Origin of the sequence: Aquincola agrisoli (assembly GCF_036621135.1) — a bacterium.
In the GTDB taxonomy this organism is placed as follows: Bacteria; Pseudomonadota; Gammaproteobacteria; order Burkholderiales; family Burkholderiaceae_C; genus Aquincola; species Aquincola agrisoli.
The window spans coordinates 20426-39920 of record NZ_JAZIBG010000026.1 but is presented as its reverse complement, the minus strand read 5'-3'; the positions used below and the strand labels follow the sequence as shown (position 1 = coordinate 39920).

General features: G+C 67.9%; 17 protein-coding genes and 1 pseudogene. 13 read left to right on the top strand and 5 right to left on the bottom strand.

All coding sequences use genetic code 11. The annotated features are described in order from the left end of the window. The 3 genes and pseudogenes from V4F39_RS11655 to V4F39_RS11645 form a co-directional block, all read left to right on the top strand. Positions 1 to 117, top strand: a pseudogene (locus V4F39_RS11655) (electron transfer flavoprotein subunit alpha/FixB family protein); the annotation flags it as partial. 58 nt (positions 118 to 175) lie between these two features. After that, the gene (locus tag V4F39_RS11650) at positions 176 to 1966 is read left to right on the top strand and encodes an acyl-CoA dehydrogenase (protein WP_332289570.1); all 1791 of its coding nucleotides are present in this window, start codon (positions 176 to 178) and stop codon (positions 1964 to 1966) included. Further along, entirely contained in the window at positions 1963 to 2925 is a 963-nt protein-coding gene (locus tag V4F39_RS11645) for an NAD(P)H-dependent flavin oxidoreductase (protein WP_332289574.1), read from the top strand. Before V4F39_RS11650 ends, V4F39_RS11645 begins: the two co-directional genes overlap by 4 nt. Before the next feature lie 4 nt (positions 2926 to 2929). Here the strand turns inward: V4F39_RS11645 and V4F39_RS11640 are convergent, their stop codons facing one another. From V4F39_RS11640 to V4F39_RS11630, 3 genes are all read right to left on the bottom strand, one after another. Beyond that, positions 2930 to 5173 (bottom strand): ATP-binding protein, encoded by a 2244-nt coding sequence (locus tag V4F39_RS11640; protein WP_332289569.1) that lies wholly within the window; start codon positions 5171 to 5173, stop codon positions 2930 to 2932. A 39-nt stretch (positions 5174 to 5212) separates the two neighbouring features. Continuing rightward, positions 5213 to 5947, bottom strand: coding sequence for a response regulator transcription factor (locus V4F39_RS11635; protein WP_332289568.1), 735 nt, complete (start codon positions 5945 to 5947; stop codon positions 5213 to 5215). Between the two features lie 111 nt (positions 5948 to 6058). Beyond that, positions 6059 to 7036: an NADPH:quinone oxidoreductase family protein gene (locus V4F39_RS11630; protein ID WP_332289566.1), complete on the bottom strand. Its 978-nt coding sequence runs from the start codon at positions 7034 to 7036 to the stop codon at positions 6059 to 6061. 93 nt (positions 7037 to 7129) lie between these two features. On the opposite strand from V4F39_RS11630, the gene surE reads away from it, so the two are divergent. The 5 genes from surE to rlmD all read left to right on the top strand — a co-directional run bounded on the left by surE (position 7130) and on the right by rlmD (position 12127). Further along, positions 7130 to 7882 (top strand): 5'/3'-nucleotidase SurE, encoded by a 753-nt coding sequence (gene surE / locus V4F39_RS11625; RefSeq protein WP_332289565.1) that lies wholly within the window; start codon positions 7130 to 7132, stop codon positions 7880 to 7882. After that, positions 7879 to 8703, top strand: coding sequence for a protein-L-isoaspartate(D-aspartate) O-methyltransferase (locus tag V4F39_RS11620; RefSeq protein ID WP_332289564.1), 825 nt, complete (start codon positions 7879 to 7881; stop codon positions 8701 to 8703). The genes surE and V4F39_RS11620 overlap by 4 nt, the downstream gene beginning before the upstream one ends. A 55-nt stretch (positions 8704 to 8758) precedes the next feature. Continuing rightward, complete coding sequence (locus V4F39_RS11615) at positions 8759 to 9640, top strand: peptidoglycan DD-metalloendopeptidase family protein (RefSeq protein ID WP_332289563.1); 882 nt, start codon at positions 8759 to 8761, stop codon at positions 9638 to 9640. A 27-nt stretch (positions 9641 to 9667) separates the two neighbouring features. Further along, positions 9668 to 10681, top strand: coding sequence for an RNA polymerase sigma factor RpoS (rpoS, locus tag V4F39_RS11610; protein WP_378235195.1), 1014 nt, complete (start codon positions 9668 to 9670; stop codon positions 10679 to 10681). Between the two features lie 81 nt (positions 10682 to 10762). Next, positions 10763 to 12127, top strand: coding sequence for a 23S rRNA (uracil(1939)-C(5))-methyltransferase RlmD (gene rlmD / locus V4F39_RS11605; protein ID WP_332289562.1), 1365 nt, complete (start codon positions 10763 to 10765; stop codon positions 12125 to 12127). A 79-nt stretch (positions 12128 to 12206) separates the two neighbouring features. On the opposite strand, the gene V4F39_RS11600 is transcribed toward rlmD, so the two are convergent. Beyond that, a complete protein-coding gene (locus tag V4F39_RS11600; RefSeq protein ID WP_332289560.1) occupies positions 12207 to 12905 on the bottom strand; it encodes a Bax inhibitor-1/YccA family protein in 699 nt (232 codons plus the stop codon). 144 nt (positions 12906 to 13049) lie between these two features. On the opposite strand from V4F39_RS11600, the gene V4F39_RS11595 reads away from it, so the two are divergent. The 5 genes from V4F39_RS11595 (at position 13050) to V4F39_RS11575 (ending at position 19036) form a co-directional block, all read left to right on the top strand. Next, positions 13050 to 13454, top strand: coding sequence for a GlcG/HbpS family heme-binding protein (locus V4F39_RS11595; protein ID WP_332289559.1), 405 nt, complete (start codon positions 13050 to 13052; stop codon positions 13452 to 13454). Positions 13455 to 13623: 169 nt separating this feature from the next. Further along, on the top strand, positions 13624 to 14775 hold the full coding sequence (carA, locus tag V4F39_RS11590; RefSeq protein ID WP_332289558.1) for a glutamine-hydrolyzing carbamoyl-phosphate synthase small subunit: 1152 nt from the start codon (positions 13624 to 13626) through the stop codon (positions 14773 to 14775). 2 nt (positions 14776 to 14777) lie between these two features. Continuing rightward, the gene (gene carB, locus V4F39_RS11585; protein WP_332289557.1) at positions 14778 to 18044 is read left to right on the top strand and encodes a carbamoyl-phosphate synthase large subunit; all 3267 of its coding nucleotides are present in this window, start codon (positions 14778 to 14780) and stop codon (positions 18042 to 18044) included. 81 nt (positions 18045 to 18125) lie between these two features. Next, positions 18126 to 18602: a transcription elongation factor GreA gene (greA, locus tag V4F39_RS11580; protein ID WP_332289556.1), complete on the top strand. Its 477-nt coding sequence runs from the start codon at positions 18126 to 18128 to the stop codon at positions 18600 to 18602. Positions 18603 to 18607: 5 nt separating this feature from the next. Continuing rightward, on the top strand, positions 18608 to 19036 hold the full coding sequence (locus tag V4F39_RS11575; RefSeq protein WP_332289555.1) for a DUF4149 domain-containing protein: 429 nt from the start codon (positions 18608 to 18610) through the stop codon (positions 19034 to 19036). Here the strand turns inward: V4F39_RS11575 and V4F39_RS11570 are convergent. After that, the gene (locus V4F39_RS11570; protein WP_332289554.1) at positions 19017 to 19487 is read right to left on the bottom strand and encodes a YhbY family RNA-binding protein; all 471 of its coding nucleotides are present in this window, start codon (positions 19485 to 19487) and stop codon (positions 19017 to 19019) included. The two genes, V4F39_RS11575 and V4F39_RS11570, sit on opposite strands and share 20 nt — an antisense overlap. Positions 19488 to 19495 lie beyond the last annotated feature (8 nt).

Below are 19495 nucleotides of genomic sequence, written 5' to 3'. Positions count from 1 at the left end.
AGCAAGGTCATCGTCGCGATCAACAAGGACCCGGAGGCGCCGATCTTCTCGGTGGCCGACTACGGGCTGGAGGCGGACCTGTTCACGGCGGTGCCGGAGCTGGTGAAGGCGCTTTGAACGTTGCAAGCAAAAACGGGCGCCCATCGTGGCGCCTTTTTTTCAGGAGCCACTGAACATGACCTACAGAGCCCCCGTCAAAGACATGCTGTTCTGCATGGAGCACCTCGCGGGTTTGGAGAGGGTTGCGCAACTGCCGGGCTTCGAGGAGGCCGGCCTGGACACCGCGCAGGCCGTGCTGTCGGAGTGCGCCAAGCTCAACGAGGACGTCATCGCCCCGTTGAACCGGGACGGCGATCAGAACCCGTCCGCCTGGAAAGACGGGCACGTCGCCACGACGCCCGGCTTCAAGGCTGCCTTCCGGCAGTTCGTCGAAGGGGGCTGGCAAGGCCTGCAGCATCCGGCCGAGTTCGGGGGGCAGGGCCTGCCCAAGACCATCGGCGCGGCCTGCATCGAGATGGTCAATGGCGCGAACCTCAGCTTCGCGCTGTGCCCGCTGCTCACCGACGGCGCGATCGAGGCCCTTCTGACGGCGGGCAGCCCGGAGCAGCAGTCGGTCTACCTGCCGAAGATGATCGACGGCAGCTGGACCGGCACGATGAACCTGACCGAGCCCCAGGCCGGCTCCGACCTGGCGGCGGTGCGCACACGCGCGGAGCCCCAGCCGGACGGCACCTACAGGATCTTCGGCACCAAGATCTTCATCACCTTCGGCGAACACGACATGGCGGACAACATCGTCCACCTCGTGCTGGCGCGGGTGGCGGGTGCACCGGAGGGCGTGAAGGGCATCTCGCTGTTCATCGTGCCCAAGTACCTGGTGAACGGCGACGGCTCGCTGGGTGCGCGCAACGACGTGCACTGCGTGAGCATCGAGCACAAGCTGGGCATCAAGGCGAGCCCGACCGCCGTGATGCAGTACGGCGATGCCGGCGGCGCGGTCGGCATGCTCATCGGCGAGGAGAACCGCGGCCTCGAGTACATGTTCATCATGATGAACGCGGCGCGGTATGCGGTCGGCATGCAAGGCGTGGCGCTGGCCGAGCGGGCCTACCAGCAGGCGGTGCAATACGCGCGCGACCGCGTCCAGTCGCGTCCGGCCGATGGCTCGCTGCCGGGCGCCGGCCCGATCCTCCACCACCCCGACGTCCGGCGGATGCTGATGACGATGCGCGCCTATACCGAGGGCTGCCGGGCCATGGCGCTGGTGGCCGCATCGGCCTACGACGCGGCGCATGCGCATCCCGATGCAGAGGTCCGGCGCGACAACCAGGCCTTCTATGAATTCATGGTGCCGCTGGTCAAGGGCTTCAGCACCGAGATGAGCATCGACGTGGCCAGCCTGGGCGTGCAAGTGCATGGCGGCATGGGCTTCATCGAGGAGACGGGCGCCGCCCAGTACTACCGCGACGCGAAGATCCTGACCATCTACGAAGGCACGACCGCGATCCAGGCCAACGACCTGGTGGGGCGCAAGACCGTGCGGGACGGGGGCAAGGTGGCGCGCTCGATCGCGGCGCAGATCGAGCGCACCGAGGCCGACCTGGCAAGCCAGGGCGGCGCCGCGGCCGCAGCCGTGCGCATGCGCCTCGAGGCGGCGCGGCGGGCGTTCCTGGACGTCGTGGACTTCGTCGTGGCCGAGGCCAGGACCCGGCCCGGCGCGGCCTACGCCGGCTCGGTGCCCTACCTGATGCTCGCCGGCAACCTGATGGCGGGCTGGCAGATGGCGCGTGCGCTGCTGGTGGCCGAGGACCGGCGGGCCCGCGGGGAGGAGCCGGCCTTCATGGCGGCCAAGGTCGCGACGGCCCGGTTCTACGCCGACCACATCCTGTCGAAGGCGCCGGGCGTGCGCGACAGCATCGTCGATGGCAGCATCGGCGTCACCGACATGGCACTGGAGGCCTTCTGATGGCACTGCCGCCCGTACTGGCACGACTGCCGCTCCCGATCATCGCATCGCCGATGTTCATCCTCAGCAACCCCCGGCTCGTGATCGAGCAGTGCAAGGCGGGTGTGGTCGGTTCGATGCCGGCGCTCAACGCGCGCCCGGCATCGCAGCTCGAGGTGTGGCTCGAAGAGATCACGCAGGCGCTGGCCGCGCACGACCGTGCGAATCCCCATGCCAAGGCAGCGCCCTTCGCGATCAACCAGATCGTGCACAAGAGCAACGACAGGCTGGAGCACGACATGGCGGTCTGCGCACGCTTCAAGGTGCCCATCGTCATCACCTCGCTGGGCGCGCGCAAGGATGTCAACGACGCGGTGCACGCCTGGGGCGGCGTGGTGCTTCACGACGTGATCAACAACCAGTTCGCGAAGAAGGCGATCGAGAAGGGCGCGGACGGCCTCATTGCGGTGGCGGCCGGCGCAGGCGGCCATGCCGGCGTCAAGAGCCCCTTTGCGCTGGTGCAGGAGATCCGGGAGTGGTTCGATGGCCCGGTCGCGCTGAGCGGCTCGATCTCCACCGGCGGCGCAGTGCTTGCAGCTCAGGCGATGGGCGCCGATTTCGCGTACATCGGCAGCGCCTTCATCGCGACCGAGGAGGCCGGCGCGCAGCAGGCCTACAAGCAGGCGATCGTCGAGGGCACGTCCGACGACATCGTCTACTCGAACTTGTTCACCGGCGTGCACGGCAACTACCTGCGCCGCTCGATCGAAGGCGCGGGGCTGGACCCGGACAACCTCCCCCAGAGCGACCCGAGCAAGATGAGCTTCGGGGGCGGAGAGAGCGCCAAGAAGGCGTGGCGCGACATCTGGGGTTCGGGGCAGGGGATCGGCGCGGTCAAGCAGATTGTTCCGGCCCGAGAACTGGTGGCCCGGCTCGCGGCCGAGTACCAGGCGGCCCGCGCCAGGCTCGCGCTGGGGTAGGTGGCTATCTGGCGAGCGACGCCCACAGCCGGCATTGGATGCCGTGCGGCCGTTGCTCGACCCATTCGACGTGCCCGTTCAACTGCCGGATGCGTTTGCGCACGCCGTTCAAGCCCAGCCCGTGCTGCCACGCCTCGGGCTTGCTGCCCTGCCCGTTGTCGGTCACCGCCATCGTCAGCTCCCCGTCCTGCACCGAAGCCTGGACCTCCAGCCGGCTGGCGTTGGCGTGCGAGATGACATTGTTGGTGAGTTCCCGCAGGATGCGGGTCAGGGCCGACCACTGCACGACGGTGAGCGTCATGTCCTTGTCCATCGTGAACGACCAGCGCAGCTCGCAGTGCGCCACGCCAAGCCGCTGCGACAGGTCGGCCTTCCATTCGGCCGCCGCATGCGACAGGCGGTGGTTGGAGGCGGCGAGGCCGCGTGTCAGCGTCTTGAGGTCCTTCAGGGTGTGGCGGACGTAGTCTTCGGTCTCCGGGTCGCCGGCCTTGTACATCAGCGTGAGCAGCCTCGCGCCGATGTCGTCGTGCAGGTCCTGGGCGATGCGCATCCGCTCTTCGCTGCGGGCCTGCTCCATGGCCTGGTCGAAGGCGACGGCGCGTTTGAGCTGCTCGCAGATCCGGTCCGTCAGCCGTGCGTCCTCCAGCGTGAAGATCATGTTGCCGCGGTGCGCATACCGCAGGAAGATCGACATGCCATGGGCCGACTCGTCGGCGCCGAGCGTCGGCACGGGCACCAGCAGCGAGGAGCCGTCGCCGACGACGCGCGACTTCTTCAGCGGCCGGTCGACGAGGACGGCCTCAAGGGGCTCGAACAGCTCCCTCAACAGCTGCGAGAGCAGTTCTCCCAGGCGCTCGGGATGCGTCTCGATCTTGCGCGCAATCTTGTACAGCTGCTCGAAGGCACGCTCCGTGGTGAGGATGTTGCTGCCCAGCATCTTGTTGAGCAGCCACTGGCGCGCCCCGGCGTAGATGCCGATCGACAGGAAGAGCGCCAGCGTGATCGACGCGAACTGGCTCAGTGAAAAGATCGCCACGAAGAGCAGGTCGAGCGAGGTCGCGACCGTGCTGATGCCGGCCAGCATCGAGAATTCCCGCAGCACCTGCTGCGTCCGGTACAGGAAGGGCAGCAGGGCGAGCAGCGAGGCCAGGAACACCACCCAGACCATGGAGCCCGTGGCTGCGATGTGGTGGGCGGAACCCGGGACTTTCATCGAGAAGCTCACCGCCACGGTCAGCAGCGCCCAGATGCCGAGCGCGACGACCGTCAACCGCCGGAGTATCAGCGCGGCGGGGTGGGGCTTGATCCTTCTCGACAAGGTGAGCTGAGCGATCGCTGCGACGGCGAAGAGCAGGATGGCGCCCTGCAGCCACCACCATGAGTACGGCAGGACCTGCGTGCTCAAGGCAGTGCCGATGCCGACCGCGATGCACCACGCGGCGGTGGCGGTGGCCCGGCGCCCCGGCAGCGGGTAGGGATGGAGGCTGGTCGCATGCACGATGGCGGCGCCGGTGACCAGGTCGAGCACCGCGCGGGCCGGGTAGTCCCAGGCCAGCAGCGCATCGGGCACCACCAGGCCGGGCATGGACTCCACGGCGATGAACAGCAGGTTGAACGCCTGGCAGGTCGTCATCAGCGCATACAGCGTGTTGCGCAGGCTGGGTTTGCCCAGGGCCACCACCATCGCCGTCAGGTAGAGCAGCAGCGCCATGCCGCTCATCAGCCAGAAAGCGGCGCCGAGATTCGCGACACCGCGGGGAGCGGCCTGGGCGGTGAGGGCCGGCGCTTCGGCGAACACCAACGTGACCGGCCCTTCGCGCAGCGCTGCGTTCAGCGTTGCGTGCTGATCGGTGTAGCGCCGGCGTCGTGCGTCATCGGTCAGCCATCTCGGGGACCGTTGCAGCAAGGAGGCATCGGCCTCGAGGACGCCTCCGCGTGCATCTTGGATGTGGAGCAGGGTGCTGCCCTCCTGCTCGGCCCAGGGGCTGCCGCCGGCGGCCCACACCAGGCGGCCTTGCGCATCGGAGCGCCATGGGATGTCCAGGGCGGGCATGGCGGCGAGGCTGCGGACCAGCAAGAACAGGCCGACGCAGCCGACCAGCGCCGCGAGCGCCAGCAGGCGCGTTCGCCATCCCAGCCAACGGCCTTCGCTCAGGGAACGGCCCAGCGCCCGCTCCCAGGCGTGCAGGTCGAAGGTCGAATCGGGCCCCGCGTGATGACCGGCCCAATGGTTGCCGGGGGACGTCATGCGAAAGGGGCCGTTGAGGCAGGGACGGGCTGGGCGCCGTCAGACCAGCCCCTGCTTGCTGGCCAGCACGGCGGCTTCGGCGCGGCTGGAGACGTTCAGCTTCTTGTAGATGGACTTGATGTGGTCGTTGACGGTGAACCACTTGATGCCCATCAGGCTTGCGATTTCCTTGATCGTGAAGCCTTTGCTGAGGTAGGTAAGGACCTCGTTCTCACGCGGCGTGAGGCGTTCGTGGTCGAGCGGCTTCTCGATCGGCACGGGCCGGCTGTTCGCGTAGCCGAACGGCGTGGAGAACCCTGAATCGACGATGCCGCCGCCGTCCTGGCTGCCGCGGAAATGGGTCAGCAGTCGCCGGGCGATGGCAGGCGACAGCGGCGGCTGCCCCCGAACGATCTTCTGCAGCTCCTCTACCAGGACCTCGAAGCGGTCTTCCTTCAGCAGGTAGCCGTCGGCGCCGCGCTGCAGGGCGGGAAACAGGTGGTCGTCGTCGGAGTACAGCGTCGTGACGATCTTGGTGGCCGGGTAATGGACCAGTTCGGCCAGCAGTTCCATGCCATTGCCGTCGGGCAGCTCCAGGTCGACGAGGATGAGCTTGAAGGGATCCACGCCGTGCAAGCCGCGGGCGCCGCCGGTCAGGCTGATGTGCTTGCGTGCGGTTTCGAGGTCTCCCGCCTCGGTGATGACGATCGAGTCGCTGAAGCTCTCGCGCACAACACGGCACAGGAAGCTGCGTGCGACCGGGTTGTCTTCCAGGATCAGGACCTTGACGGCCATGGTGTCTACCCCTTCGTGCGCCGCTGTACAGGCTGGGCTGCGGCGCCGCAGATTGTGCGGCGCATCGTAGCGCATCGAATGTCCCCCTGGCGAGGGTTGCCGCGCAGGGCGTCAGCCGTTGACCAGCAGCAGCTTGCCGCGCACCTGCCGGGTCCCCATGCGGGCGTAGGCGAGCGGAAGGTCCGACATCGGCAGCCGGCTGTCGATCACCGGCTTGATCTTGCCCTGTGCATACCACGCGGCGAGCTCGGCCATGGCGCGCGCGCTGGCCTGCGGCTCGCGGCGGACGAAGTCGCCCCAGAACACGCCCACGATGGAGGCACCCTTCAGCAGCGCGAGGTTCCAGGGCAGCGCCGGAATGGTGCCTGCCGTGAAGCCCACCACCAGGTACCGGCCCCGCCAGGCGATCGAGCGGAAGGCCGCTTCCGCGAGGCCGCCGCCCACGGGGTCGTAGACGACGTCCGGGCCCTTGCCTCCCGGCAAGGCCTTCAATGCGTCGCGCAGGTTCTCGCGCGCATAGTTGATGGTGTGGTCGGCGCCGATCTGCCGGCACAGCGCGCACTTCTCATCGGTCGAGGCCGCCGCGATGACCCGCGCGCCAGCCGCCTTGGCGACCTGCACCGCCGACGTGCCGACGCCGCCCGCCGCGCCCAATACCAGCACGGTTTCTCCGGGCTGCAACGCCGCGCGGTCGATCAGCGCATGGTGCGAGGTGCCGTAGGTGAAGGCGAAGGCGGCTGCGTCTTCGAGCTGGAAGCCCGCCGGCAGCGGAATCAGGCTGGAGGCCTTGACGCAGGCATGGGTCGCGAAGCCGCCGGTGGCCCCGATCACCGCAACGGGGTCGCCGATCTGGAACGCCGTGACGGCCTCGCCGACCGCGTCCACGCGCCCGGAGAACTCCGCGCCGGGCACGAAGGGCAGTGCCGGCTTGACCTGGTACTTGTTCTGCACGATCAGCAGGTCGGGGAAGTTGAGGCTCGCAGCGCGGATGGCGACGCGGACTTCGCCGGCCTGGGGCTGCGGCAGGGGCAGCGTCTTCCATTGCAGTGCATCCACCCCGGTCGGGTTCTCGCATACCCATGCTTGCATCGCTCGTCTCCTGGCGTGTCGTGCGGCGATCATAGGCAGCCTCTTCGCACGGCGAGGTCGCGCAGGCGACGGGCCGCTCCCTACAATGCGCCGATGCGCATACTCATCGCCAACGACGACGGCTATCTTGCTCCCGGACTGGCGGCGCTGGTTCGCGCTATCGAGGGCCTGGGCGACATCGACGTCATCGCCCCGGAGCAGAACGCCAGCGGCACCTCGAACGCGCTGACGCTGGGGCGCCCGCTGCAGGTCTACCAGGCGGCCAACGGCTTCCAGTACGTCAACGGGACGCCGTCCGACAGCGTGCACCTGGCGATGACGGGGCTGCTGCCGCAGCGGCCCGACCTGGTGCTCTCCGGCATCAACAACGGCGCCAACATGGGCGACGACACGTTGTATTCGGGTACGGTCGCCGCGGCGATGGAGGGGTTCCTCTTTGGCATACCGGCCATCGCGTTCTCGCAGGTGCAGCGCGGGTGGGAGCACCTCGATGCGGCGGCGCGCGTGGCGCGTTCGATCGTCGAGCAGGTGATCGCGCTGCCGGTGGACGGCCGGCCCTGGCTGCTCAACGTCAACATCCCCAACCGGCCGGACGCCGACCGGCTGCCGCGCAAGCTGACGCGCCTCGGCCGCCGGCATGCCAGCGAGCCCGCCATCCGGCAGACCAATCCGCGGGGCGAGACGATCTACTGGATCGGCCCGGCGGGCGACGCGCGGGAAGCCGGCGAAGGAACGGATTTCCACGCGACGGCCTGCGGCTGCGTGTCGATCACGCCGCTGCAGGTCGACCTGACGGACCACGCCGCGCTGCCGGCATGGCGGGAAGCGCTGGGAACGGTCGCATGACGACCCGGGCGCGGACCTTTCCGATCCAGCTCGACAAGGCGGCCGTCCCTCGCAAGACCCCGCGGCCTGCGACCGCTTCCGAGCAGGCCATGCTGCGGCCGCAGCGGCCCGTGCAGGAGGCGGCGCTCGCGGCCCGCCTGCAGGTGGCACCCAGTGGGCTCGGACTCGATTCGCAGGGGGTGCGCACGCGCATGGTCACGCGCCTGCGCGCAGGCGGGCTGCACTGCGAACCGGTGCTGGCGGCGATGGCGGCCGTGCCGCGGCACCTGTTCGTCGACACGGCGCTCGCGGCCCAGGCGTACGAGGACACCAGCCTGCCGATCGGCCTGAGCCAGACGATCTCCAAGCCTTCGGTGGTGGGGCTGATGATCTCCCTGCTGCTGGCCGGCCGCACCGCCGCGGCACGCGAGTCGCTCGGCAAGGTGCTCGAGATCGGTACGGGGTGCGGCTACCAGGCCGCGCTGCTGTCGGTCCTGGGCTCGCAGGTCTATTCGATCGAGCGGCTCAAGCCGCTGCACGAGAAGGCGCGCGAACTGCTGGCGCCGCTGCGCCGCAACAACCTGCGGCTGATCTACGGCGACGGGCGGCTGGGGCACGGCCCCAATGCCCCTTACGACAGCATCATCGCCGCGGCCGGGGGCGAAGACATCCCCGCCGCCTGGCTGGACCAGCTCGCGGTGGGCGGCCGGCTCGTCGCTCCCATGCAGGCGCCAGGCGGGCGCGGCCAGGTGCTCGTCATCGTGGACCGGACGGAGACGCAATGGCACCGTTCGCAGCACGATGCCGTGCACTTCGTCCCCCTAAAATCGGGCACCGAATAGCGGAGATTCCTTTCTGATGCGATTGCACTGGCAGCGCCCGATCGGCGGGCGCCCGATGAGCTGGGTTCATGCACTGGCGGTGTGCCTGATGGCGGCCGTCTTGGTGGGATGCGCCTCGCCGCGCAACAAGGCCCCCGTGGAAGACCGTGTGGGCGGCGCACGCAGCGGCGCAGCGCTGCCGTCCGATGCCGACAAACCGCCGCCGCCCGGGATCGAGAACGCGGGCAAGCCCGGCTACTACACCGTCAAGCCTGGCGATACGCTGATCCGCATCGGCCTGGAGTCGGGGCAGAACTGGCGCGACATCGCGCGCTGGAACAACATCGACAACCCCAACCTGATCGAGGTCGGGCAGGTCGTGCGGGTCGTGCCGCCGGGGGTCGATCCAGCCGCGGTCGCTTCGCGCGGGGTGCCGCCAGCGAAGGTGGAAGCAAGGCCCCTGGACGCCAAACCCGCGTCGGCACCTGCCTCCGCGGTGGCGCCTGGTGCGTCCGCGGCCGTCGCCAGCGCGCCGGCGAGCGCGCCCGTGACGGCGGCGGCGAGCAGCAACGGCAGCAATGGCGGCGGTGATGAGGTCGGCTGGGCATGGCCGGCGCGTGGAGCCGTCACCAGCAGCTTCGACGAATCGCGCAACAAGGGCCTGTCGATCAGCGGCAAGGCGGGGGATCCTGTCCTGGCTGCTGCCGATGGCCGTGTCGTCTACGCCGGCTCCGGCCTGCGGGGTTATGGCAACCTCGTGATCGTCAAGCACAACACGACGTACCTGACGGCCTACGCGCACAACCAGACCTTGCTCGTCAAGGAAGACCAGGCCGTCCGGCGGGGTCAGAAGATCGCCGAAATGGGCTCGAGCGACACAGACCGGGTACAACTGCATTTCGAGATCCGCAAGCAAGGGCGGCCGGTCGACCCGGCCAAGCTGCTCCCGCCGCGTTAGGCAACCAAATGGCACGGAGATCCACACATGACCAGGCGAAGCGAAACGCACAACGGGCATGTCGTGGATGCGGCGGCGGCGCTGCCGCCGGCGTCCGTGCCGGCCGTCGGCGACCCGAGCGATTTCGACCTCGCGGCGGAACCGGAAACGGTCTCCCCCCGCACGCCGATCGAGTTGGCGCCCGGTGACGGCGATGTCGGCAACACGCTTCAGACCTATCTGCGGGAGATCCGCAAGGCGCCGCTACTGACGCCCCAGGAGGAGTACGACACCGCCGTCCGGGCGAGGGCGGGTGACTTCCTCGCACGGCAGGCGATGATCGAGCGCAACCTGCGCCTCGTGGTCAGCATCGCCAAGAACTACCTGGGCCGCGGCCTGCCGATGACGGACTTGATCGAGGAAGGCAACCTCGGCCTGATGCATGCGATCGGCAAGTTCGAACCGGAGCGCGGCTTCCGGTTTTCGACCTACGCGTCGTGGTGGATCCGCCAGAACATCGAGCGGGCGATCATGCACCAGGCGCGCCTGGTGCGGCTCCCGGTGCACATCGTGCGCGAGCTGAACCAGGTGCTGAAGGCGCGCCGGGCGCTGGAGGCCGAGCACTCGCACGGTCCCGAGGGCGAGCGCCCGGTGCGTGTGGAGGCGATCGCCGCCCTCGTCGGGCGGCCGGTTCAGGAGGTCTCGGAGCTGCTCAAGTTCGCCGAACAGCCGGCCTCGCTCGACGCCCCGCTGGAGCGGGACGCCGGCGAATCGATGCTTGACACGGTCGCCGACGACCAGGCGCTCGATCCGATGGGCATCACCCTCAGCCACGAGGTGGAGCAGTTGCTCAACGTCGGCCTCGCCGAGCTGAACGACCGCGAACGGGAGGTGCTCTCCGGGCGTTACGGACTGCGCGACCGGGAGCCCGAGACGCTTGAGGTGCTGGCCGAACGCATGGGCCTCACGCGCGAGCGCATACGCCAGATCCAGCAAGAGGCGCTGCTGAAGCTCAAGCGCCGGATGATCCGCCACGGCGTGGATCGCGACTCCGTTTTTTAGCGCCGGCGCCAGGGGCGGGGCCGGCCCTGCTCGGCGTCCGCCGGGCGGGCTCGCTGCCGGGCTGCGCGGGATAATCCACGGATGACCCAAGCGAATGAATGGCTGAACGTCGAGTCGCTCGATCTCGACGCGCAAGGCGTGGCCCACAACGAGGAAGGCAAAGTCGTATTCATCGAGGGCGCCTTGCCCGGCGAGCAGGTCCAGGTGCAGGTGAGCCGCCGCAAGAACAACTGGGAGCAGGCGGCCATGACGGCGATGCGGCGTGAGAGTTCGCAGCGCGTGCGCCCCGCCTGTCCGCATTTCGGCCTGCATGCCGGTGCATGCGGCGGCTGCAAGATGCAGCACCTGCATATCGGCGCCCAGGTGGCCGTCAAGCAGCGGACCCTGGAGGACAACCTCTGGCACCTCGGCAAGGTCAGGGCCGAGCGCATGCTGCGGCCCATCGAAGGGCCGGCCTGGGGTTACCGGGACCGCGCGCGCCTGTCGGTGCGCCACGTCGTCAAGAAGGGCGTGGTGCTGGTCGGCTTCCACGAGCGCAAGTCGCGCTACATCGCCGACATGCAGAGCTGCGCCGTGCTGCCGCCACGCGTCAGCGCGATGCTGCTGCCGCTGCGCGCGCTCATCATGTCGATGGACCAGCGGGAGCGGCTTCCGCAGATCGAACTGGCCGCGGGCAGCGAGGTCACGGCACTGGTGCTGAGGCACCTGGAGCCTTTGACGGATGCGGACCTGAACCGTCTGCGCGAGTTCGGCCGCGAGCACGACGTGCAGTGGTGGTTGCAGCCCAAGGGGCCCGACACGGTGCGGCTGCTCGACGAAGGCGGGAAGCCGTTGCGTTACGAGTTGCCGGAATTCGGGCTGACCATGCCCTTCAAGCCCACCGACTTCACGCAGGTGAATCAGCACATCAACAGCGTGCTGGTGGGGCGTGCCTTGCGGCTGCTGGCGCCCGGCGCCGATGAGCGCGTGATCGACTGGTTCTGCGGACTTGGCAACTTCACGCTGCCGATCGCAACACGCGCACGCGAAGTGCTGGGCATCGAGGGCAGCGAAGCGCTCGTGGCGCGATCGCGCGAGAACGCAGCGGCCAACGGCCTCGCACGCAACACGTCCTTCGCGGCCCGCAATCTGTTCGAGATGACCCCGGAACTGCTGGTGGCGGACGGCGCCGCGGACAAGTGGCTGGTCGACCCGCCCCGGGAGGGCGCTTTTGCGTTGGCCAAGGCGCTGGCGGAACTGCATCAGGCGCCGGCGGCCGGATGGGTGCCGCCGCAGCGCATCGTCTACGTGAGCTGCAATCCCGCCACGCTGGCACGGGATGCCGGTTTGCTGGTCCACCAGGCGGGCTATCGGTGCACGGCGGCCGGGGTGGTGAACATGTTCCCGCACACGGCGCATGTCGAGAGCATCGCCGTGTTCGAGCAGGGCGACGCGGCGGCGGCCTGAGCCGGGGGCGCTGCGGCGTGCACGCCAACGACAACGGGGCCCGAAGGCCCCGTGTCTCATGCACTGGAAGCGTGCCGCGTCAGTCGCGGTCGCCGCCGGCGATGCCGAAGATGGCCAGCAGGCTCTGGAAGATGTTGTACAGATCCAGGTAGATGGCCAGCGTCGCGGTGACGTAGTTGGTCTCGCCGCCGTCGATCACCCGCTTCATGTCGTACAGTAGGAAGGCCGAGAACAGGCCGATCGCGATCACCGCCAGTGTCAGCATCAGGGCGCTGGACTGCAGGAAGATGTTGGCGATGCCTGCCACCAGCAGCATGATCGCGCCGATGAACAGGAACTTGCCCATGCTGGACAGGTCGCGCTTGATCACGGTGGCCAGCGAGGCCATCGCGAAGAAGGCCAGCGCGGTTCCGCCAAAGGCGTACATGATCAGCGTCGCGCCGTTGCTGAAGCCGAGCACTGCCGCCAGCAGGCGGGACAGCATCACGCCCATGAAGAAGGTGAAGCCGAGCAGCAGCCCTACGCCCGCCGGGGAGTTCTTGAACTTTTCGATCGCGAACATGAAGCCGAAGGCGCCCGCCAGGAAGACGATGGCGCTCATGCCGGCCCCGAGGGACGCGACGATGCCGGTGCTCACGCCGATCCACGCACCCAGCACCGTCGGCACCATCGAGAGCGCCAGCAGCCAGTAGGTGTTGCGCAACACGCGGTTGCGCTGCGCGGCAAGCGACGCACCGCCGGGGTAGCCGGAGTACGAAGTTTGCAGGGATTCGTTCATTGCGAGGGCCTCCAAGGAGAGTGAGCTACTCTGATCGATCTGGCGGATTCTAGTTCCCGGCCTGTGAGCGCCGCAGCAGGCTCCGCGCAGCGCCGGTACAGTCGCGCCTTCTCTTTTTTGCACATGTTGTCTCGGAGTCGAAAGATGAAAACCAAGCCCTTCCTGTCGCTTGAGGACGTCAAGCTGATCGCCAACGCCGCCGAGGCCGAGGCGTTGCGCAACAACTGGGCTGTGTCGATCGCCATCGTCGACGACGGGGGCCACCTGCTGTGGTTCCAGCGCCTGGACGGCGCAGCGCCGATCTCGTCGGAAATCGCCCCCGCCAAGGCGCGCACCGCAGCGGTCGGTCGGCGCGAAAGCAAGGGTTACGAGGACATGATCAACCAGGGCCGTGTTTCGTTCCTCAGTGCGCCGACGCTGGCGGGCATGCTGGAAGGCGGCGTGCCCATCGTCGTCGACGGCCACGTGGTGGGAGCCGTGGGTGTCAGCGGCGTGAAGTCGAGCGAAGACGCCCAGATCGCCCGCGCCGGTATCGCAGCGCTGGGCTAAAGGCGGAAAAGGCCGGGTGGGCGGGTATACTTGACAGGTTTACCCCCACACGCAGCCCCCGAGAAACTCCCGCGTTTTTCGCACCGGAACCACGCCACGAGCACGCTGGCCAGCCCGCGTGCGAAAACGCGACAGGACCAGGGGGCGCACCGTTTCGGAGCCTTCCCCCTTGCTACCCGTCCTGCCTCCCGCACTGCTCGCACTCGCAGACGGCACGGTCTTCACAGGCACGTCGATCGGCGCCGCCGGTCACACGGTCGGCGAGGTGGTGTTCAACACCGCCTTGACCGGTTACCAGGAAATCCTCACCGACCCGAGCTACTGCCGGCAGATCGTCACGCTGACGTATCCGCACATCGGCAGCTACGGCGTCAATGAGGAGGACGTCGAGGCGTCCAAGGTGCATGCCGCCGGCCTCGTCATCAAGGACCTGCCGCTGCGCGTCTCCAACTTTCGCCAGACGGCCTCGCTGTCCGACTACCTGCAGCGCGAGGGTACCGTTGCCATCGCCGGCATCGACACCCGCCGCCTGACCCGCGTCCTGCGCACCACCGGCGCGCAGAACGGCTGCATCAGCACGTTCGCCGCGGGCACGGCGCTGACGCAGGCGCACATCGACGACGCCATCGCCAAGGCCAAGGCCGCGCCGAGCATGGCGGGCCTCGATCTGGCCAAGGTGGTGTCTGTTGCCGACGCGTACGAATGGACCGAGACGGAGTGGGCCCTCGGCAGCGGCTACGGCAAGGTGGCCGACCCGCGTTTCCACGTCGTCGCGTTCGACTACGGCGTCAAGCGCAACATCCTGCGCATGCTGGCCAGCCGCGGCTGCCGCGTCACGGTGCTGCCTGCGCAGGCGCCGGCCTCCGAGGCGCTGAAGCTGAAGCCGGACGGTGTGTTCCTCAGCAACGGCCCCGGGGACCCGGAGCCCTGCGACTACGCGATCGAAGCGACGCGCGAAGTCATTGCCAGCGGCGTGCCCACCTTCGGCATCTGCCTGGGCCACCAGATCATGGCGCTGGCCTCCGGCGCCAAGACCTTCAAGATGAAGTTCGGCCACCACGGCGCGAACCATCCGGTGAAGGACCTCGACAACAGCCGCGTCAGCATCACCAGCCAGAACCACGGCTTCGCGGTGGACGAGAAGACGCTGCCCGCCACGCTGCGCGCCACGCACGTCAGCCTGTTCGACGGCACGCTGCAGGGCCTGGCCCGCACCGACAAGCCCGCGTTCTGCTTCCAGGGCCACCCCGAAGCCTCGCCCGGCCCGCACGACATCGGCTACCTGTTCGATCGCTTCGTCAGCCTGATGGAGCAAAAGTAATCATGCCGAAGCGCACAGACCTCAAGAGCATCCTCATCATCGGCGCCGGCCCGATCATCATCGGCCAGGCCTGCGAGTTCGACTATTCCGGCGCCCAGGCCTGCAAGGCGCTGCGCGCCGAGGGTTACAAGGTCATCCTGGTCAACTCCAACCCGGCCACGATCATGACCGACCCGGAGATGGCCGATGTGACCTACATCGAGCCCATCACCTGGCAGGTGGTCGAGAAGATCATCGCCAAGGAGCGGCCCGATGCCGTGCTGCCCACGATGGGCGGCCAGACGGCGCTGAATTGCGCCCTCGACCTGCACAAGCATGGCGTGCTGCAGAAGTACGGCGTGGAGATGATCGGCGCCAACGAGAAGGCCATCGAGAAGGCCGAAGACCGCCTGAAGTTCAAGGACGCGATGACGGGCATCGGCCTGAATTCGGCCAAGAGCGGCATTGCGCACTCGATGGAAGAAGCACTTGACGTGCAGCGCCGCATCCAGCAGGAAATCGGCGGCACGGGCTTCCCGATGGTCATCCGCCCCAGCTTCACGCTGGGCGGCACCGGCGGCGGCATCGCCTACAACCCGGAAGAGTTCGAAGAGATCTGCAAGCGCGGCCTCGACCTCTCGCCGACCAAGGAACTGCTGATCGAGGAGTCGCTGATCGGCTGGAAGGAGTACGAGATGGAAGTGGTCCGCGACAAGGCGGACAACTGCATCATCGTCTGCGCGATCGAGAACCTCGATCCGATGGGGATCCACACCGGCGACTCGATCACCGTGGCGCCGTCGCAGACGCTGTCCGACAAGGAGTACCAGCTGCTGCGCAACGCGTCGATCGCGATCCTGCGCGAGATCGGCGTAGACACCGGCGGCTCGAACGTCCAGTTCTCGATCAACCCCGACAACGGCCGCATGGTCGTGATCGAGATGAACCCGCGGGTGTCGCGTTCGTCGGCGCTGGCTTCCAAGGCCACCGGTTTCCCGATCGCGAAGATCGCCGCGAAGCTCGCCGTGGGCTACACGCTGGACGAGCTGCGCAACGACATCACCGGCGGCGCCACGCCCGCGAGCTTCGAGCCGTCGATCGACTACGTCGTCACGAAGATCCCGCGCTTCGCGTTCGAGAAGTTCCCGGCCGCCGACGCGCACCTGACGACGCAGATGAAGTCCGTCGGCGAAGTGATGGCGATGGGCCGTACCTTCCAGGAGAGCTTCCAGAAGGCGTTGCGCGGCCTGGAGACCGGCATCGACGGCCTGACGGAGCGCTCGACCGACCGCGAGGAGATCATCCAGGAGATCGGCGAGCCCGGCCCCGAGCGCATCCTCTTCGTGGCCGACGCGTTCCGCATCGGCCTGACGCTGGACGAGGTGTTCGAGGAAACGGCCATCGACCCCTGGTTCCTGGCGCAGATCGAAGACCTGGTGAAGACGGAGAAGGCCCTGGCCGGCCGCGCACTGGACGGCCTGTCGAAGGACGAACTGGTGTTCCTGAAGCGCAAGGGCTTCTCGGACAAGCGCCTGGGCAAGCTGCTCGGCAGCAACCAGCACGACGTGCGCCGCGCGCGCCACGCGCTGGGCGTGCGCCCGGTCTACAAGCGTGTCGACACCTGCGCTGCGGAGTTCTCGACGCAGACCGCCTACATGTACTCCACGTACGACGAGGAGTGCGAGGCCGAGCCCACCGACAAGAAGAAGATCATGGTGCTGGGCGGCGGCCCGAACCGGATCGGCCAGGGCATCGAGTTCGACTACTGCTGCGTGCATGCGGCGCTGGCGATGCGCGAGGATGGGTACGAGACCATCATGGTCAACTGCAACCCGGAAACCGTGTCGACCGACTACGACACCTCCGACCGCCTGTACTTCGAGCCGGTGACGCTGGAAGACGTGCTGGAGATCGTCGACAAGGAGAAGCCCGTCGGCGTGATCGTGCAATACGGCGGCCAGACGCCGCTGAAGCTCGCGCTCGACCTCGAGGCCAACGGCGTGCCGATCATCGGCACCACGCCCGATTCGATCGACATCGCTGAAGACCGTGAGCGCTTCCAGCAGCTGCTGCACACGCTCGGCCTGAAGCAGCCGCCCAACCGCACCGCCCGCACCGAAGAACAGGCGATGCAGCTCGCGCACGAGATCGGCTATCCGCTGGTCGTGCGCCCGAGCTACGTGCTGGGCGGCCGGGCGATGGAGATCGTGCATGGCGACAAGGACCTCGAGCGCTACATGCGCGAGGCCGTGCGCGTGTCCGACAAGTCGCCGGTGCTGCTCGACCGCTTCCTCGAGGACGCGATCGAGGTCGATGTCGACTGCATCTGTGACGGCGACGACGTGCTGATCGGCGGCATCATGGAGCACATCGAGGCCGCCGGCATCCACTCCGGCGACTCCGCGTGCTCGCTGCCGCCGTACTCGCTGTCGCCCAAGCTGCAGGACGAGCTGCGCCGCCAGGCCGCGGTGATGGCCAAGGCGCTGGGCGTGGTCGGGCTGATGAACACGCAGTTCGCGATCCAGGGCGAAGGCGACGAGGCCGTCGTCTACGTGCTGGAAGTGAACCCGCGTGCCTCGCGCACCGTGCCTTACGTCAGCAAGGCCACCGGCCAGCCGCTGGCGAAGATCGCCGCGCGCTGCATGGCGGGCCAGAAGCTGAAGGACCAGCGCAACACCGACGGCAAGCCCCCGCGCGAGATCGTGCCGCCGTACTTCAGCATCAAGGAAGCGGTGTTCCCGTTCAACAAGTTCCCGGGCGTCGACCCCATCCTCGGCCCCGAGATGCGTTCGACCGGCGAAGTGATGGGCGCGGGCGATACCTTCGGCGAGGCGATGCTGAAGAGCCAGCTCGGCGCGGGCTCGCGCCTGCCGACCAAGGGCACGGTGGTCATCTCGGTGAAGAACACCGACAAGGACCGCGCCGTGAAGGTCGCGTCCGACCTGCACGACCTGGGCTTCAACATCGTGGCCACCAAGGGCACCGCGGCCGCCATTGCAGCGGTGGGCGTGCCGGTAAAGACGGTCAACAAGGTCAAGGACGGCCGGCCCCACATCGCCGACATGGTGAAGGCGGGCGAGATCCAGCTCGTCTTCACGACGGTGGACGAGACGCGCACGGCCATCGCCGATTCGCGCTACATCCGCACCGCGGCGCTGGCCAATCGGGTGACCTACTACACCACGATGGCCGGGTGCGAAGCCGCTACCGAAGCGCTGAAGCACCAGGACGATCTCACGGTGGCCTCGTTGCAGGAACTCCACGCCCGGCTGCGTGCCGAAGTGCACTAAACTGGCAGTACCTCGCGCCCGCCGCCGGGTCGTAGTTTTGCGACTCCGGCGGCGGTTTTCATTTGTCTTGCAGGTTTGAACATGGCCACGATTCCCCTGACCCGGCGCGGTTTCGAAAAACTCAAGGAAGAGCTCCATCGGCTGAAGTCCGTCGAGCGGCATGCGGTGATCCAGGCCATTGCCGAAGCGCGGGCGCAGGGCGACCTGTCGGAGAACGCCGAATACGAGGCTGCCAAGGACAAGCAGGGCTTCATCGAAGGCCGCATCCTGGAACTGGAAGGCAAGCTGGCGGCCGCCCAGGTGATCGACCCGGCCGACCTCGACGCGGGCGGCCGCGTGGTGTTCGGTGCGACGGTCGACTTGGAAGAAGAGAGTTCCGGCGCGCAGGTGACGTACCAGATCGTCGGCGATGACGAGGCCGATCTCAAGCTCGGCCTCATTTCGATCAGTTCGCCGATCGCGCGGGCGCTGATCGGCAAGGAAACGGGCGACGTGGCCGACGTCCAGGCGCCGGGCGGCGTCAAGAGCTACGAGGTCGTCGACGTCCGCTACGTTTGACGCCGGTGCTGTCTCGCCTGCGCATCGTTTTGCCGGCCCTGTGGGCCGGTTTGCTCATCTGCATTGCCGCGATGGCGACGCCGGCGGTGTTTGCCGTGGTGCCCTCGGCGACAGCCGGACAGATCGTCGGGCGCATCTTCGCCCAGGAGGCGGTCGTGAGCATGGGGTTCGCGCTCGTGCTGGTGATGATCGAGCGGCGCCTTTCACCAGGCCGGCAGGCTGGTGTTTGGCTGGCGTTGGGCGCCCTGTTCTGCACCGTGGCCGGTTACTACGCGGTGCAGCCCCTGATGGAGGCCGCGCGGGCGGGGCGAGGGACGATGAGCTTCGCCCAGTTGCACGCCATCAGCCTGGCGTTCTTCGCGCTGAAGGGCGTGCTGGTGATGGCGCTGGCGTGGCGTGCCGCCGCGCCGTTGCTCAGGTCGACGTCTTCTTGATGCTGGTGGTGCGCTTTCGGGCGCGCTTGACTTCGCCGCCGGCCGTCACCCGCTCGTTGCCGAGGACCTTGACCTTCTTGATCTGCGGCCGGTGATTGCCGCTCTTGCTGAACTTCAGGATCTTGACGATCTTGGGGCCGGGCATGCGGTCGTCGCGTTCCGCCTTGGCCTTCTCGGGGATGGGGCGCCACAGCACGAGGAGCTTGCCGATGTGCTGGATCGGAGCGGCGCCCAGTTCGTCGGCCAGCTGGGCCAGCATGGCTTCGCGGGCAGGGCGATCATCGGAGAAGACGCGCACCTTGATCAGCCCGTGGGCGTTCAGGGCCTGGTCGGTTTCCTTGATCACCGCCGCGGTCAGGCCGTCGCCTCCAATGAGCACGACGGGATCGAGATGGTGCGCAGCCGCGCGGTGTTCCTTGCGCTGCGGGGGAGTGAGTTGAATGGCGGGCATTTGCCTAT

What these genes read in the sequence shown, in the direction of transcription:
- V4F39_RS11650 (WP_332289570.1), top strand. Translation starts at nt 176, where the DNA reads ATGACCTACAGAGCCCCCGTCAAAGACATGCTGTTCTGCATGGAGCAC.
- V4F39_RS11640 (WP_332289569.1), bottom strand. Translation starts at nt 5,173, where the DNA reads ATGACGTCCCCCGGCAACCATTGGGCCGGTCATCACGCGGGGCCCGAT.
- V4F39_RS11635 (WP_332289568.1), bottom strand. Translation starts at nt 5,947, where the DNA reads ATGGCCGTCAAGGTCCTGATCCTGGAAGACAACCCGGTCGCACGCAGC.
- V4F39_RS11630 (WP_332289566.1), bottom strand. Translation starts at nt 7,036, where the DNA reads ATGCAAGCATGGGTATGCGAGAACCCGACCGGGGTGGATGCACTGCAA.
- surE (WP_332289565.1), top strand. Translation starts at nt 7,130, where the DNA reads ATGCGCATACTCATCGCCAACGACGACGGCTATCTTGCTCCCGGACTG.
- V4F39_RS11620 (WP_332289564.1), top strand. Translation starts at nt 7,879, where the DNA reads ATGACGACCCGGGCGCGGACCTTTCCGATCCAGCTCGACAAGGCGGCC.
- V4F39_RS11615 (WP_332289563.1), top strand. Translation starts at nt 8,759, where the DNA reads ATGAGCTGGGTTCATGCACTGGCGGTGTGCCTGATGGCGGCCGTCTTG.
- rpoS (WP_378235195.1), top strand. Translation starts at nt 9,668, where the DNA reads ATGACCAGGCGAAGCGAAACGCACAACGGGCATGTCGTGGATGCGGCG.
- rlmD (WP_332289562.1), top strand. Translation starts at nt 10,763, where the DNA reads ATGACCCAAGCGAATGAATGGCTGAACGTCGAGTCGCTCGATCTCGAC.
- V4F39_RS11600 (WP_332289560.1), bottom strand. Translation starts at nt 12,905, where the DNA reads ATGAACGAATCCCTGCAAACTTCGTACTCCGGCTACCCCGGCGGTGCG.
- V4F39_RS11595 (WP_332289559.1), top strand. Translation starts at nt 13,050, where the DNA reads ATGAAAACCAAGCCCTTCCTGTCGCTTGAGGACGTCAAGCTGATCGCC.
- carB (WP_332289557.1), top strand. Translation starts at nt 14,778, where the DNA reads ATGCCGAAGCGCACAGACCTCAAGAGCATCCTCATCATCGGCGCCGGC.
- greA (WP_332289556.1), top strand. Translation starts at nt 18,126, where the DNA reads ATGGCCACGATTCCCCTGACCCGGCGCGGTTTCGAAAAACTCAAGGAA.
- V4F39_RS11570 (WP_332289554.1), bottom strand. Translation starts at nt 19,487, where the DNA reads ATGCCCGCCATTCAACTCACTCCCCCGCAGCGCAAGGAACACCGCGCG.